Annotated in this window: 15 protein-coding genes; 10 read left to right on the top strand and 5 right to left on the bottom strand. The window is 55.4% G+C overall.

Annotation, left to right across the window (positions count from 1 at the left end; genetic code table 11):
- Positions 1-14: 14 nt before the first annotated feature.
- Positions 15-2090, bottom strand: a complete 2076-nt coding sequence (locus BJF95_RS05755; RefSeq protein ID WP_075638860.1) for a S9 family peptidase — start codon at positions 2088-2090, stop codon at positions 15-17.
- A 307-nt stretch (positions 2091-2397) separates the two neighbouring features.
- Between BJF95_RS05755 and BJF95_RS05750 the strand changes: the two genes are divergently transcribed.
- Positions 2398-2787: a DUF930 domain-containing protein gene (locus tag BJF95_RS05750; protein WP_075638524.1), complete on the top strand. Its 390-nt coding sequence runs from the start codon at positions 2398-2400 to the stop codon at positions 2785-2787.
- Between the two features lie 103 nt (positions 2788-2890).
- Here the strand turns inward: BJF95_RS05750 and BJF95_RS05745 are convergent, their stop codons facing one another.
- On the bottom strand, positions 2891-3814 hold the full coding sequence (locus tag BJF95_RS05745; protein WP_075638523.1) for a LysR family transcriptional regulator: 924 nt from the start codon (positions 3812-3814) through the stop codon (positions 2891-2893).
- 124 nt (positions 3815-3938) lie between these two features.
- On the opposite strand from BJF95_RS05745, the gene BJF95_RS05740 reads away from it, so the two are divergent.
- From BJF95_RS05740 to BJF95_RS05730, 3 genes are all read left to right on the top strand, one after another.
- Positions 3939-4232 (top strand): DUF2798 domain-containing protein, encoded by a 294-nt coding sequence (locus BJF95_RS05740; protein WP_075638522.1) that lies wholly within the window; start codon positions 3939-3941, stop codon positions 4230-4232.
- A gap of 91 nt (positions 4233-4323) precedes the next feature.
- A complete protein-coding gene (locus BJF95_RS05735) occupies positions 4324-5241 on the top strand; it encodes a bestrophin family protein (protein ID WP_075638521.1) in 918 nt (305 codons plus the stop codon).
- Between the two features lie 80 nt (positions 5242-5321).
- Complete coding sequence (locus BJF95_RS05730; RefSeq protein ID WP_075638859.1) at positions 5322-6062, top strand: polysaccharide deacetylase family protein; 741 nt, start codon at positions 5322-5324, stop codon at positions 6060-6062.
- Here BJF95_RS05730 and BJF95_RS05725 read toward each other — a convergent pair.
- The gene (locus BJF95_RS05725) at positions 6059-7018 is read right to left on the bottom strand and encodes a VOC family protein (RefSeq protein ID WP_175577207.1); all 960 of its coding nucleotides are present in this window, start codon (positions 7016-7018) and stop codon (positions 6059-6061) included. The two genes, BJF95_RS05730 and BJF95_RS05725, sit on opposite strands and share 4 nt — an antisense overlap.
- 204 nt (positions 7019-7222) lie before the next feature.
- Between BJF95_RS05725 and BJF95_RS05720 the strand changes: the two genes are divergently transcribed.
- The 5 genes from BJF95_RS05720 to BJF95_RS05700 all read left to right on the top strand — a co-directional run bounded on the left by BJF95_RS05720 (position 7223) and on the right by BJF95_RS05700 (position 10091).
- The gene (locus BJF95_RS05720) at positions 7223-7633 is read left to right on the top strand and encodes a universal stress protein (protein ID WP_075638520.1); all 411 of its coding nucleotides are present in this window, start codon (positions 7223-7225) and stop codon (positions 7631-7633) included.
- Positions 7634-7648: 15 nt separating this feature from the next.
- Entirely contained in the window at positions 7649-7966 is a 318-nt protein-coding gene (locus BJF95_RS05715) for a TraR/DksA family transcriptional regulator (RefSeq protein WP_075638519.1), read from the top strand.
- Positions 7967-8179: 213 nt separating this feature from the next.
- Positions 8180-8725, top strand: a complete 546-nt coding sequence (locus BJF95_RS05710) for a cytochrome b (RefSeq protein ID WP_075638518.1) — start codon at positions 8180-8182, stop codon at positions 8723-8725.
- Between the two features lie 177 nt (positions 8726-8902).
- Positions 8903-9556 (top strand): PAQR family membrane homeostasis protein TrhA, encoded by a 654-nt coding sequence (trhA, locus tag BJF95_RS05705; protein WP_075638517.1) that lies wholly within the window; start codon positions 8903-8905, stop codon positions 9554-9556.
- Between the two features lie 22 nt (positions 9557-9578).
- Positions 9579-10091, top strand: a complete 513-nt coding sequence (locus BJF95_RS05700; RefSeq protein ID WP_075638516.1) for a GNAT family N-acetyltransferase — start codon at positions 9579-9581, stop codon at positions 10089-10091.
- On the opposite strand, the gene BJF95_RS05695 is transcribed toward BJF95_RS05700, so the two are convergent.
- Positions 10084-10821: a hypothetical protein gene (locus BJF95_RS05695; protein ID WP_075638515.1), complete on the bottom strand. Its 738-nt coding sequence runs from the start codon at positions 10819-10821 to the stop codon at positions 10084-10086. The genes BJF95_RS05700 and BJF95_RS05695 overlap by 8 nt on opposite strands.
- 145 nt (positions 10822-10966) lie before the next feature.
- Here BJF95_RS05695 and BJF95_RS05690 point away from each other — a divergent pair, with 145 nt between their 5' ends.
- Complete coding sequence (locus BJF95_RS05690) at positions 10967-12058, top strand: helix-turn-helix domain-containing protein (RefSeq protein WP_075638857.1); 1092 nt, start codon at positions 10967-10969, stop codon at positions 12056-12058.
- Between the two features lie 399 nt (positions 12059-12457).
- On the opposite strand, the gene BJF95_RS05685 is transcribed toward BJF95_RS05690, so the two are convergent.
- A complete protein-coding gene (locus tag BJF95_RS05685) occupies positions 12458-12889 on the bottom strand; it encodes a Ros/MucR family transcriptional regulator (RefSeq protein WP_075638514.1) in 432 nt (143 codons plus the stop codon).
- Between the last annotated feature and the right edge of the window lie 188 nt (positions 12890-13077).

The raw sequence follows: 13077 nt of genomic DNA, 5'->3' as shown, positions 1-13077 counted from the left end.
CACGCTCTCACGTTTTAAATGACACCCGCCACTTTCACCGCAAACGCATATTCAAACGCCACTTCCTCCAACCGTTGGAAACGGCCCGATTTACCGCCATGACCAGCGGCCATATTGGTTTTCAGCAAAATCGGCGCAGAACCAGTGGTGTGTTCGCGCAAGCGGGCCACCCATTTTGTCGGTTCCCAATAGGTTACGCGCGGGTCCGTGAGGCCAGACAGGGCCAGAATTGGCGGGTAGGATTTTGGTCCTATGTTGTCGTAAGGGCTATAAGCGGCAATCCATGTGTACTCTTCTTCGGATTCAATCGGGTTGCCCCACTCTGGCCATTCCGGCGGTGTCAGCGGCAGGGTGTCGTCCAGCATGGTGTTAAGCACATCCACAAAAGGCACGGCTGCGATAATGCCACCAAACTTTTCCGGTGCCATATTGGCAATGGCCCCCATCAGCATGCCGCCGGCAGAGCCGCCTTCGGCAATGATGTTTTCATAAGAGGTAAAGCCTTCCTTCACCAGATGGTCGGCGCTGGCAATGAAATCCTTGAAGGTATTGACCTTCTTTTCCATTTTGCCATCGTCATACCATTGAAAACCCTTGTCCTTGCCGCCACGGATATGGGCAATGGCGTAGACAAAGCCACGATCCACCAAAGACAGGCACGAGGTGTTGAAGCCAGCCGGAATGGTCACACCGTAAGCCCCATAGCCATAGAGCAGGCAGGGGGCGGAGCCATCCAGGGCTGTGTCTTTGCGATAGAGCAATGTCACCGGCACGTCTTCGCCGTCATGGGCTTTGGCAAACACCCGGCGGGTGATGTAATCATCCGGGTTGTGGCCCGATGGCACTTCCTGGGTTTTCAACAGCACCCGCTCGCGCGTTGCCATGTTATAATCATAGAGCTGGCTGGGTGTGGTCATTGATGAGTAGGAAAAGCGGATAACATCCGTGTCATATTCGGCAGCGCCCGACAGGCCCAGCGAATAGGCTTCCTCGGCAAAGTCGATGGCGTGTTCTTCGCCGGATCGGCGATCCCGGATCATGATGCGCGGCAGGCCATCGCGCCGCTCCAGCCAGATCAGATGCCGGGCAAAGGCCATATGCGACAGGATCAACCGGCCCGGTGTGTGTGGCACCAGCTCTTTCCAATTTTCCCGGCCCGGTGCCGTCACCGGCGCTTCCATGATTTTGAAATCCTGAGCGTCATCGGCATTGGTGAGGATGTAAAACACATCGCCACCCTCGGTCATGGAATATTCCACGCCGTCTTCACGCTCCGCCACTAATTTCGGCTCGGCCGTCAGGTCCGAGGTGGACAGCAGGCGATATTCCGAGGTCTCGTGGTCGTGAATGTCGATATAGATAAAATCATCCAGCAGCGAGCCGCCGACACCCATGAAGAAACCGGGGTCTTTTTCCTCATAAACCAGCCGGTCTGCCGATTGCGGCTGGCCGATGATGTGGTGAAACACCTTGCTCGGGCGGTGGTTATCATCCTGAAGGGTGTAGAAAAAGCTCTTGCCATCGGGTGCCCACACGCCACCGCCTGCGGTGTTGTGCAAAACATCGTCCAGATCTTCGCCGGTTGTCAGATCGCGGATGCGCAAGGTGAAATATTCCGAGCCCTTGTCATCATAGCCCCAGATGCCAAGCGCATGGTCGTTGGAATGGTCAATGCCGCCCAGGCGGAAATAATCCTTGCCCGCCGCTTCCTTGTCACCATCCAGCAGCAGTTCACGAATGCTCTCATCATGAGGGTTGCCATCACGCGGAATGCGAAAATAGCGCGGCTGCTCGCCACCCGTCACAAAGGCAGAGCCGTAAGCGTAAGCGCCATCTTTCATGGGAATGGAGGAATCATCCTCCTTGATCCGACCCTTCATTTCATTGAACAAGGTCTTTTGCAGCGCCTTGGTGTCATCCATGGCCGCTTCCATATAGGCATTTTCGGCCTCCAGATGGGCGCGGATTTCCGGGTCGAGAATGGAGGTGTCCTTGAACATCTGTTGCCAGTTGTCGGCCCGCAGCCAGGCATAGTCATCAGTGCGGGTGATGCCGTGGCGGGTGTCTTCAAGCGGCTTTTTTGCAGCCATCGGCGGCTTGGGAAGATCCGTGAAAATAGATTTGGGGGCAGACGATTTGGCTGACGATTTATCTGACAAGGGGGCAATCTCGCTTTGTTCAATGAAAACCTGTGACTGACAAAGAGATAAGCAGGCAGGGGCCATCCTTCAAGCAAAAACCCGGCTTCAAGCAAAAACCCCGTTCCCTCTCACGGAGAGCAGGTGCAACGTCGGGGAGGGTTTCAAATCACAAACCCGGCATAACCCTAAAAAAAACTGGATTGGCGGCTTTCGAGGTAATACGTTCCCCAAAAACGAGATTCGTTAGGAAAATACCATGCGCCTTCCTCTTTTATCCTGTTGTTTGACACTGTTTTTTGCTCACACTGTCAGCGCCATGGATTCGTCGGTGGTGCGACAGCTTGATGCACTGACGCCGCGCGAACGTCTGGAGCAACGCTGCGATATTGAAGCCATGAACCGCATTGCCAAGGACAACAAACAGTTTCGCCCCGATAAGGTGATTGCCTACACCTTTGGCAGAGCCAATGCTTCGGGCAATAAATTGTCGGCTCCCGGTGCGGTGTTTCGCAGCCGCGAGCATTGGTATCGGCTGAAATACACCTGCCAGACTGACAATAAACATCTCGATGTGGTCAATTTCAGCTATCAGATCGGCGCGGAAGTGCCGCGCGCTAGCTGGAGCAAATATTATCTCTATAATTGAGCCTAGAGTTTGTCAGGGAAAAGTGGAATCCGGTTTTCCCCAAAAGACAAACTCAAACAAAGAAATCTAGAGTCTGTCAGGTTCAATCTAAACCTGACAGACTCTAGATCGGGCGCTTCTTCCATTCATCGACAATGTGATCAATAAACAGCCGAACCTTTGGCAGCATTGCTTCGCGGTCCTGCACGCAGATGTGAAAATCCAAGGGTTCGGGATCGGCCTCTGCACCGCTTGCGGCGGAGCCGGAGGTAAACAGCGCCACCACATCACCTTTAGCCACCAGATCACGGGCCAAAAACGCGCCAAGCCTTGAAATGCCAGCCCCGGCAATGGTCATGGCGGCAAGGGCACCAATGTCGTTGCTGATAATCGAGACATGCAAATCCGGCTCAAAGCGGATGCCATTTCGAAAAAATCCCCAGGGCAGCAGCCTGCCATCATAGGGCGTGCGAAACAGCAGGCAATCGTGATGCTTCAGCTCTTCCGGCTCACGCGGCGTGCCGCACCGCGCCAGATAGTCTGGCGATGCGCAAATGATAATCGGCACATCGCCGAGCTTGCGGGTGATCAGCCCGGCACCGCTTGGGCGAAAAAAACGGATGCTGACATCAATCTCATCGCGAATATGGTCAATGCGCTCGTCATTCAAAATCAGCTCCACCGACACATCCGGCCAACGGGCCGAAAAAGCCGGGATCATCGGGGCAATCACATGGCGTCCAAACGCCGTGGACACCGCCACGCGCAGCCGCCCCTGCGGGCGATCATTCAGCGCAAACAGGGCTGTCTGGGCCATGTCCAGATCTTCGATCACCTGCCGCACCCGCTCAAAATAGATCTTGCCGCCCTCGGTCAGCGCTAAACGGCGGGTGGTGCGCAGCAAAAGGCGGGTGCCGAGCTGCTGCTCAAGCCGTGCAATGTTCTGGCTGGCGGCGGCTGGCGTAATGCCAAGCTGGCGGGCGGCATTGGCAATGCTGCCGCCTTCTACCGCTTTCACAAAGCTTTCAATACCACGCAGATTGTCCATTGGCTTTCGATCCGACCTCTCTATTCGTAAGTATAGCTTTATACTGAGAATAGGGACGGTGTTCTACCGCAGAAACGCAATGTGGGGCATCTTCTGCACATGACACACACAGGAGAGTTTAAACATGTCATCCTATCAATCCGATATCCAAAAAATGCGCCGTTGGTATAAGTTGCATCCGCGCACCGCCCCAGTCGTGTTTGCCTTTTTCATGGCGGGCATCATGGCCTTTTTGATGTGCGCCACCATTGCCTGCGTCAATGGCGGCATCACCGCAGATTTGCCCCGCCGCACCTGGGAAGCCTATGTGGTGGCCATGCCGGTGGCCTTCATTTGCGTCATGCTGGTGCGGCCCGTGGTGGTGCGGCTGGTGGCGCTGGTGGTGCATCCAGCGCAACCACAATCCGACAAGGCGTGATCAAAACGTGATGGTGCGTTGCAGCAACAGCGCTGGACCGGGGGTAGAACGGGGTCTATAGACGAGCCCCACCCCTGATCGAGATGCCCTCATGATTGTCCGTGACCGCCCAACCCTGTTCACCCTGTTTTTCACCCTGCGCGGCTCGATTTTGCCCAACATTCTGCCGCAGCTGGTTCTGGTTGCGGTGTTGTCGTCGCTGGTGGTCTTTGGCCATCATACCTATCCCGGCATTGTGCCGAGTTTCAGCGGCGCGCCCATTGCCATTATGGGGGTGACGATTTCGCTGTTTCTCGGCTTTCGCAACAACGCCTGTTATGATCGCTGGTGGGAAGGGCGCAAATTATGGGGCCAGATGCTGGTGTCTGCCAGAAGCCTGGCACGCCAGACGCTTGTGCTGGAGGTGCGGGGGCAGGCGCTCGCACGGCGGCGGATCTTGTCCCTGATCATCGCATTCGGCTTTGCCATGGTGCAGCACTTGCGCCCGCAAGCGGCCTCAAATGCTGGCTTGAACCGCCTGACTGCGCAAGATATTGCAGACCTGCAAGCCAGCCGCAACGGGCCGGATTTGCTGTTGCGCAAGGTCTCAACCGAGCTTGCCACGCTGCAGCAGCAGGGCCATTTGACGGATGTGGATTTTGCCACGCTGGATCGCAGCCTGTCGGAACTGGCTGGCGTGCAGGGGGCCTGTGAGCGCATTCGCAACACGCCGGTGCCCTTCGCCTATTCCTTGCTGTTGCACCGCACGGCGCATATTTTCTGCTTCATCCTGCCGTTTGGGTTTGATGACGTGCTGGGCTGGTTCACGCCGCTGGCCAGCGCCATTATGGCCTATACGTTTTTTGGCCTGGATGCCTTGGGTGACGAGCTGGAAGAGCCTTTTGGCATGCAGCCCAACAATCTGCCCATTGATGCGATGGCGCGCACCATTGAGATCAATCTGCTCGAAGCGCTGGGCGAGCGCGATTTGCCACCAACGCCGCAGCCGCAGGGTTTTGTGCTGATGTGATGGGTTTCAATTGAAAGTGTCTTGACGACTGAGAAAATTGAGCGCTTTGGCTTGCGCATATCTTCTGTTTGAGTGATCCCATGCGTGTTCTTCATCTTCTGTTTGCCGGTGCAGCCTGCTTTTGTTTTGCCAGCTCGGTCTTTGCCGCCCCGGATGGCCTGGTTGAGCCAAAATTGCATGTGGTGCCAGCCAAAGGCGGGCCTGTCCATGTGGCGGTGACGCTGGATGCCTGCATGGGCAAAACTGACATGCGCATTCTGTCCACATTGTTGGATGAAAACATCAAGGCGACGATTTTTGTCACCGGCCGCTGGATTAAAACCAACCCGGAGGCGGTGGCCGTGCTGAAAAGCAGGCCTGATCTGTTCGAGGTGGAAAACCACGGCGAAAACCACATTCCAGCGGTTGATTATCCCACAAAAGTCTATGGTATTCCCGCTGCCGGATCGCCGGAAGCGGTGGCCAAAGAGGTCAACGGCGGCGCACAAGCCATGATCGCCGTAGGCTTTCCCGCCCCGCGCTGGTATCGCGACGCCACTGCCAAATATTCACCCTCGGCCATCACCCAGATCAAGGCCATGGGCTATCAGATCGGCGGCTTTTCCATCAACGGTGATTCTGGCTCGCTTCTGGGTGCGAAACAAACCGAACAACAATTTGCCCACGCCAAAAATGGCGACGTGCTGATTGCCCATATCAACCAGCCCACCCACGCCGCTGGCGAAGGCGTGGCCGCAGGGCTGAAGGCGCTGAAAGCCCGCGGCGTGGTGTTTGTGCATCTGGATGAGGCGGTAAAGGCGAAAGCACCGGTGGTGAATTAAGCCGCTTTCAGCGTCAGCCCAATGCCCCAAGGGTCTTGCAACGCCACGCCTTCTGAAGTCTTGGTTGTAGCAATTTCCAGCTCATCCAATGTCGCCAAGGCTTTGGCAAGCGCTGCTTGATCATTATAAGCCAGCGAATAACCCGAAAGCCCGGTCATGGCCGCTTGGCGGGCCGTGGCACCCCGGCTGTTCCAGATGTTGGCGGCCACATGGTGGTGGTATTGGCCGGAGGCGAAGAAGCTGGCACCGGGGTAGGTGGCCATTTTCTTCAAGCCCAAAACGCCTTCATAGAAGCGATCAGCCTCCGCCACATTGCCCACCTGCAGATGAATATGGCCCATGGCCGAGCCTTCCGGCATGCCGTTCCATTCAGGTTTTGCTGCCGCGCTGTTGTATAGCTCTTGCAGGTTCAGGCGCTCTGTTGCCATCTCCACGGTGCCGTCGGCATGATAGGTCCATTCCATCGGGCTGCGGTCGCGGTAGATTTCGATGCCATTGCCTTCGGGATCAGACAGGTAGATGGCCTCGCTCACGAGATGGTCGGAGGCCCCATCCAGTTGCACGTTGTTTTGCGCGGCCTGATAGAGCCATTGCCCCAGCGCCTTGCGGCTTGGCAGCAAAAACGCATTGTGAAACAGACCTGCCGCATTGCGTGGCGCACGGGCAGCGTCTGAGCGGGTGGTGAGGGTCAACAGCGGCGTGCTGGCCGTGCCCAGCACAGCACCGCCAGCACTTTTATCCAGAACGCTCAACCCCAGCATTGTCTGGTAAAAGCTGGAGGTCATCTCCAGATCCTTCACCACCAGATGGGATTGGCCAACATGCAAGGGGCGGCTCAGGGCAAAACTATCTTGCTTTGGGGCGGTCATGGGTTTTTCTCCGGCGATGGCGCGGGTGGCGAAGAGGCTGGATGCGACAACACAGGCGGTGGCAGTGAGCATGTCGCGGCGATCCATTGTTGTCTCCGATCCGGTGATTGTTTCTTCGCCAATATAGGCACCATCCATTGTTTATTAAAGATAGGATTTTGATGAAGAATTGTTCGATAATGCTGAACGGTTAAGCTTGATCCTGATCAAGGTGCGCTGAACGGAAGCGGCGCATATTTGGGTTGTAGACCTGCAAAAAAGTGGGCCGTCACAAACCTGAGGAGAGGTCGCATGTTTAAAACAATCATCGTACCGGTTGAATGCGGACAATTGGACAAGGGCGAGCGCGCGCTGAAAAAAGCGGTGTCCTTGCTGGATGATGGCGGCAAGATTGTGCTGGTCACTGTGGTTGAGCAAATCCCAACCTATCTCGCGGTGGATATTCCGCATGGCATTATGGAAAGTGCCATTGAGGACGGCAAGGTCAAGCTGGCGGCCCTGCGTGACGAGGCCGGTATTGCCGCCGAGATTGAATTGCGCATCGGCTCGCCCGCCCATGAGATTTTGGCCGCCGCCACCGAGCGCCACGCAGACCTCATCATTGTTGCGTCGCATCTGCCGGATTTCTCCAACTATCTCATTGGCGCGACAGCAGATCGTGTGGTGCGCCACGCAAAATGCTCGGTGCTGGTGGACCGTTAACAAAGGGGGTGAGCCATGGACACCAGCGCGTATTATCAGGCGCTTTTGACCCGCCGTCAGGAGTTGACACAACGACTTGGCAAAATTGATGATGATCTCAATGATCCTCGCAGCGCCGATATGGAAGAGCAGGCGGTTGAGGCCGAAAATGACGAGGTGCTGGAGGGGCTTGGCCATGCGGGCGAGGCCGAGTTGAAGGGCATTGACGCCGCGATTGAGAGGATTGGCAAGGGCACCTACGGGTTTTGCGTTACGTGCGGCGCGCCGATTGTGCCGGAGCGGCTGGCGCTTTTGCCCGCCACGCCTTTTTGTCAGGACTGTGCCCGCCAATAGAGCTTGTCAGTCAACAGTGGTCATCGACGGGTTCTGATCTGCCCCGCGAAATCAACCGGTTATAGCGTGCAACTTCAAGGCTTTGCGGTGAAAAGGTCGTGATCGACATCACTGCAAAGCCGTCACGAACCCCTCACATTTGGTTCATTTCAATTTGCTCCGGCAATGTGATTGTAGTGTGAAAACATCTGCTGTCGCTTTCGGAGATCAAACGTGACGCTCAACAAGGACCAAACCGCTTACCGCTACCGGCGTCCGCAGCGAATTCTGCATTGGGCCATGGCCTGCATCATCATCTGCGCCTTGGGGCTGGGGCTCTATTGCTCCTATTTGACACCGGGCTTGCCTGAGCGGCAATTCCTGCTCGAAATTCACAAATCCTTGGGCATGACGGCGCTGGTGCTGATTGTTTTGCGCATTCCGCTTCGGGCCGTCTACGGTGAGCCCTCGTGGCAGGCGGTGCCGTCCATCCCGGTGCGGATCGGCGCGCATGCGGCGCATATGGCGCTTTATGCGCTTATGGTGCTGATGCCCGTGAGCGGCTATATCACCTCCGCGGCTGCCGGACGGTCTCTTCCGTGGTTCTGGCTGTTTCAATGGCCAAACCTGATCACGGCCGATCGCGCTCTGGGGCGCTTGGCGTCAACGATACATCATTATGGCGCTTACACCTTTTTCACCATTTTGGGGCTTCATCTGGCTGCTGTCGCCTGGCATCGTCTGATTAAAAAGGACGAAGTTCTGTCGCGCATGACATGATGCAACGCAAAATAAAATGACATAGCACATTGGCAATGAAGGCTTTTGCCTTCAAATTGTCTGGGTTGCTGATGATCTTCATCAGCAACTTTTAAAATCGGCGATGCGATTGACCAAAGAGTCACATATTGAGACTTATATATCGAGATATGCGCAGAAACATGGACGGCAAACAGCATGAGTGACGATTTTCGCTTTGGGCGCAAATATGATGTGCCGGAGTTGATTGCCGATGGCGTTGTCCATGGCGTCGGCGTTGTCTTTGCGCTGATTGGCGTCACCGCCCTGATTTTTTACGCAACCGTGTTCACCAGCTATGGAGCCATTGCCGCCAGCTGGATTTATGGGGTTGGTTTGATTTTGGTGATGGGCTGTTCCTTCACCTATAATATGTGGCCGCGCTCACGGTTTAAGGCCTATTTGCGCAGGCTCGACCACTCGGCCATTTTTGTGCTGATTGCCGCCACCTACACACCCTTTTTGCAGCACGGCTCTGATGAGCCTTTGATTGTGCTGTTGCTGATTGGCATCTGGGCTACTGCGATTTTGGGCATTTTTCTCAAATGTCGCTATCCGGGGCGCTATGATCGCTTGGCGATTTTGCTGTATCTGGCCATGGGCTGGAGCGGGCTTTTGGCGTTCGAGCCGCTCTCTGCGCGCCTGCCGGCGGTGACCATGCAGCTGATTGTGATTGGCGGCGTGCTGTATTCAGCAGGCGTTATCTTTCACGTTTGGGAAAAGTTACGCTTCCAAAATGCAATCTGGCATGGTTTTGTAGTGGTTGCAGCGGCTGTGCATTATTCGGCGGTGGTCACTGCGATCAGCCTGTAATCTTGCCCGAAATGGATTTTCCATGACATCTGACCATCTTGTTCGCGACGCTGCGGACGGCGATCTTGCTACCATTCGCGATATTTATAACCATGCCGTTGAGCATACCACCGCGATCTGGAATGATGTGCTGATTGACGTTGCCAATCGTCGTGCCTGGCTGGAGCAGCGCCGCGCCCGTGGCTTTCCCGTGCTCGTTGTTGAGGTGGATGGCAAAGTGGCGGGCTACGCCTCCTATGGTGATTGGCGGGCTTTTGATGGCTATCGCCACACGGTTGAGCATTCTGTCTATGTTGATAAGGATTGCCGAGGTGCGGGCCTTGGCAAAATATTGATGCAGGCTTTGATCCAGCGGGCAAAGCTAAGCAATGTTCATGTGATGATTGCCGCGATAGAGGCCGGGAATGTGGCCTCCATTGCCTTGCATGAAAAACTCGGCTTTCAACTAGTGGGCATTCACCGCGAAGTCGGCACCAAATTTGGCCGCTGGCTGGATCTGGCGGCCATGGAGTTAAGGATTGAGAATTCTATTTAATTGTCGCCCGCACCATTTCACCGCGAATGGTAATGGCTGGTTTCGCGCCCGGCGTATTCGGCAGGCTGCTGTCAATAAACGATGCTGTGGCTTCCACGGCGTAGCTGATCTGGGTTGGCACCAGAAAGCGTAAGGTCACATCCATCATTTTGCCGGAAAAGTTGATAGCCTCGCTGTGCACCACCGTTTCAAAAATAGCGCTGGCGCGAAGCGCCGCTCCCGAAACATCCAGCGTATCAGCATGACCGGTGAGGGCAAAATCACCGGCATTGGCATGGACCTGCACGGTAGAATAATCGCCCGAAAGCGTCATGCGGGCGGCCTGTTGGCGGATGATCACGGCGGAGCCGGGGCGCATATTGGCGGAGAGCTCAATGGTGCAATCGGACCAATCGAAAAAGCGCGACAGGGCAGAGGTCTCTACCATCAGCGTATCGCCCTCCACCTGCATGGTGCCGTTTTGCGGGCAATCGCGTGCTGACCAGCCGGAGTGCCACAGCGCCCCCCAGCCATCGCGCCTGCCGATCAGTTGCGCCGAAAACGGCTTGTCATTTTGGGTCGAGATGCTGATCTGGCTTGCAGCACCATTGACGCGCAATTTTGAGACCCCGGACAAGTCCAGAGGCGGGCTGATGGTTTCGCCCCGGCCCCAGCGGGAGACGGCTCCATCCACGGCCGAGAGGGTGACAAGAGCGGCAAAAATGCCAAGAATAACAGTGCGCTTTTTCATCGAGATCGGCTCCAACGGGTTGTGATGAAGGAGCATTTGCGAATTTATGCGCAATCTGCGACCTGTAACGCGTTACAGGTCGCAGCCAATCGCGATCTGGGGCATAAAGCATGACGTGTTTCATTGTCCTCATTTCTGTGCTGCCATGATTTTTGTCCCGGTCTCTTTTGTTGTTGCTCTGTTTCTCATCAACTTCCTCATTCGCATGGCGCGCGACGATGCCGATGGGCGCGCAACAGTGCGTCCGTTTATAGTGCTTTTGGCGGTGATGACGGTGCAGTCTGTGGTTGTGGGCTTGCGCTGGGGCTATGGCATGGTGGTGATGATGCCGCTGATGTCTGTGTTGGCCGCCAGCATTCCGCCTCTGAGTTTTCTGGCTTTTCGCAGTCTGACCCAAGAGGCGGCAGGCTATAGCGTGAGGGACTGGCCCCATGCCTTGCCGATTTTGCTGTTGCTGGCGTTGAACCTGCTCTGGGGTGCGCCGATTGATGCGGCCCTGATTCTGATTTTTATGGGCTATGGCGTGGCGCTGTTTTGGCTGGCGCGGCACGGGCCGGATGGATTGAGCGCATCCCGGCTGGATGGGGCCTTGCGTTCCTATCGCTCGTTGCAATTGATGGCAGCCTCGCTGATTGCGTCCTCCTTGAGCGATATTTTCATCAGTCTTGATTTCAGCATCGGCGATGGGCGGCATGTGCCGATAGTAGTTACGGCCTTCATGACGGTGATCCTGATGTTGCTCGGCTTTGCGGCCACCCTTGCCGAGGCCGGATCGGCCCGTGACAATGACGATGATGGTGCAGGCGAGGCACCACAAGACAGTGAGGCCGCAGTTGATGAGCGCAGCGCCACCGCAGATGATGCCCGGATTGCGCATGCTCTGGATGCGCTGATGCGCGACAAGGCGCTGTATAAGGATGTGGAGCTGAACCTGAGCAAGCTGGCGCGGCGGCTGGGTCTGCCGGTGCGGGCGGTGTCCAATGCGGTCAATCGAGTGCATGGCATCAGCGTGTCGCAATATGTCAACAATTACCGGGTGTCTGCCGCCTGCCAGCTTCTGGTAGATACCGATCAGCCCATCACCACCATTGTGTTTGAATCGGGATTCATGACCAAATCCAACTTTAATCGCGAGTTCTTGCGGGTCACGGGCCAAAGCCCAAGTGCTTGGCGCCAAAGCCAGATACACGCCCAACCGCAAGAAAAAAAGCCCGCCATAAGGCGGGCAATAGGGTAATTATGGGGGTAGTTATGCGAGATGCTGTACCTCAAGGTTGATGCAAAGAGTTGATGTACGTTTGCAATCAATAATATTCTAATAATGAAAATTCTTCTCTGAAACGTGAAGATCTATGGTCAGCAAATCCTGCTGAAGATTGCTCAAATGCAATGTATTTTTCGAGGATTTCCGGCAGAATAGGGTGCCGGTTTTCTGTTGTGAAATGGATAAAACAAACAGCGACTGCAGAGAAAAACGATGACAGCGCCGTGCGTTTTATGAAACACACGGCGCTGTCAGAATTGGCCGAAAAGTCGAGCTGGTCAATGCAGAGAATATCTCGGTGTTTGGGCCAGAGAGGTTGATGCTCTGGTTCGCACACCAAATTCTTGCTTGAAAACCGACTTGCGTGACCCCTTACTTGGCGCGGCGGCGACGCTGGCCGAGGCCCATTTCCTTGGCCAGACGCGAACGTGCTTCTGCATAAGCGGGCGCAACCATTGGGTAGTCAGCAGGAAGATCCCATTTTTCGCGGTATTCTTCAGGGCTGATGGCATGGTGGGTCATCAGGTGGCGCTTGAGCGACTTGAACGAGCCACCACATTCAAGGCAGATGATCTGATCGCCTTGAATGGACTTGCGCACAGCAACGGCTGGCTTTTGCTTTTCAACCACCGATACCACAGGGGCTGGCGACGATGTATTGGCCAGCGCGCCGTGAACGTCCGAGATCAGATGCGAGATGTCCCCAATTGGCACAACATGATTTGTCACATAGGCAGCAACTATTTCTGCCGTCAGTTCTACAAGTAGATCGTTCTCAGACGACCCAAATACAGCTTCAGTCATTTCTTTCTCCTGTCATCTACTTATCTGCGGATCGTTTGCCACCACCGCTGATCATTCATTATGCCAGTGAAACCGGCCTTTATCGTCGCCTTACGCAATGTCTACCATAAATCCATTTGGACCCTGGTGTGTTCTCAAAAGTCCGAGTGCCTCAAGAAAAGGCGCAACCGAGACTAGTAAGCTCTTCA

The sequence above is a fragment of the Rhizobium oryziradicis genome (assembly GCF_001939045.1).
GTDB classification, from domain to species: Bacteria; Pseudomonadota; Alphaproteobacteria; order Rhizobiales; family Rhizobiaceae; genus Allorhizobium; species Allorhizobium oryziradicis.
This window is presented reverse-complemented; position numbering and strand designations above follow the sequence as displayed.

Coding starts and splice junctions, on each gene's coding strand:
- BJF95_RS05755 (WP_075638860.1), bottom strand. CDS start 2,090: ATGGCTGCAAAAAAGCCGCTTGAAGACACCCGCCACGGCATCACCCGC.
- BJF95_RS05750 (WP_075638524.1), top strand. CDS start 2,398: ATGCGCCTTCCTCTTTTATCCTGTTGTTTGACACTGTTTTTTGCTCAC.
- BJF95_RS05745 (WP_075638523.1), bottom strand. CDS start 3,814: ATGGACAATCTGCGTGGTATTGAAAGCTTTGTGAAAGCGGTAGAAGGC.
- BJF95_RS05740 (WP_075638522.1), top strand. CDS start 3,939: ATGTCATCCTATCAATCCGATATCCAAAAAATGCGCCGTTGGTATAAG.
- BJF95_RS05735 (WP_075638521.1), top strand. CDS start 4,324: ATGATTGTCCGTGACCGCCCAACCCTGTTCACCCTGTTTTTCACCCTG.
- BJF95_RS05730 (WP_075638859.1), top strand. CDS start 5,322: ATGCGTGTTCTTCATCTTCTGTTTGCCGGTGCAGCCTGCTTTTGTTTT.
- BJF95_RS05725 (WP_175577207.1), bottom strand. CDS start 7,018: ATGGATCGCCGCGACATGCTCACTGCCACCGCCTGTGTTGTCGCATCC.
- BJF95_RS05720 (WP_075638520.1), top strand. CDS start 7,223: ATGTTTAAAACAATCATCGTACCGGTTGAATGCGGACAATTGGACAAG.
- BJF95_RS05715 (WP_075638519.1), top strand. CDS start 7,649: ATGGACACCAGCGCGTATTATCAGGCGCTTTTGACCCGCCGTCAGGAG.
- trhA (WP_075638517.1), top strand. CDS start 8,903: ATGAGTGACGATTTTCGCTTTGGGCGCAAATATGATGTGCCGGAGTTG.
- BJF95_RS05700 (WP_075638516.1), top strand. CDS start 9,579: ATGACATCTGACCATCTTGTTCGCGACGCTGCGGACGGCGATCTTGCT.
- BJF95_RS05695 (WP_075638515.1), bottom strand. CDS start 10,821: ATGAAAAAGCGCACTGTTATTCTTGGCATTTTTGCCGCTCTTGTCACC.
- BJF95_RS05690 (WP_075638857.1), top strand. CDS start 10,967: ATGATTTTTGTCCCGGTCTCTTTTGTTGTTGCTCTGTTTCTCATCAAC.
- BJF95_RS05685 (WP_075638514.1), bottom strand. CDS start 12,889: ATGACTGAAGCTGTATTTGGGTCGTCTGAGAACGATCTACTTGTAGAA.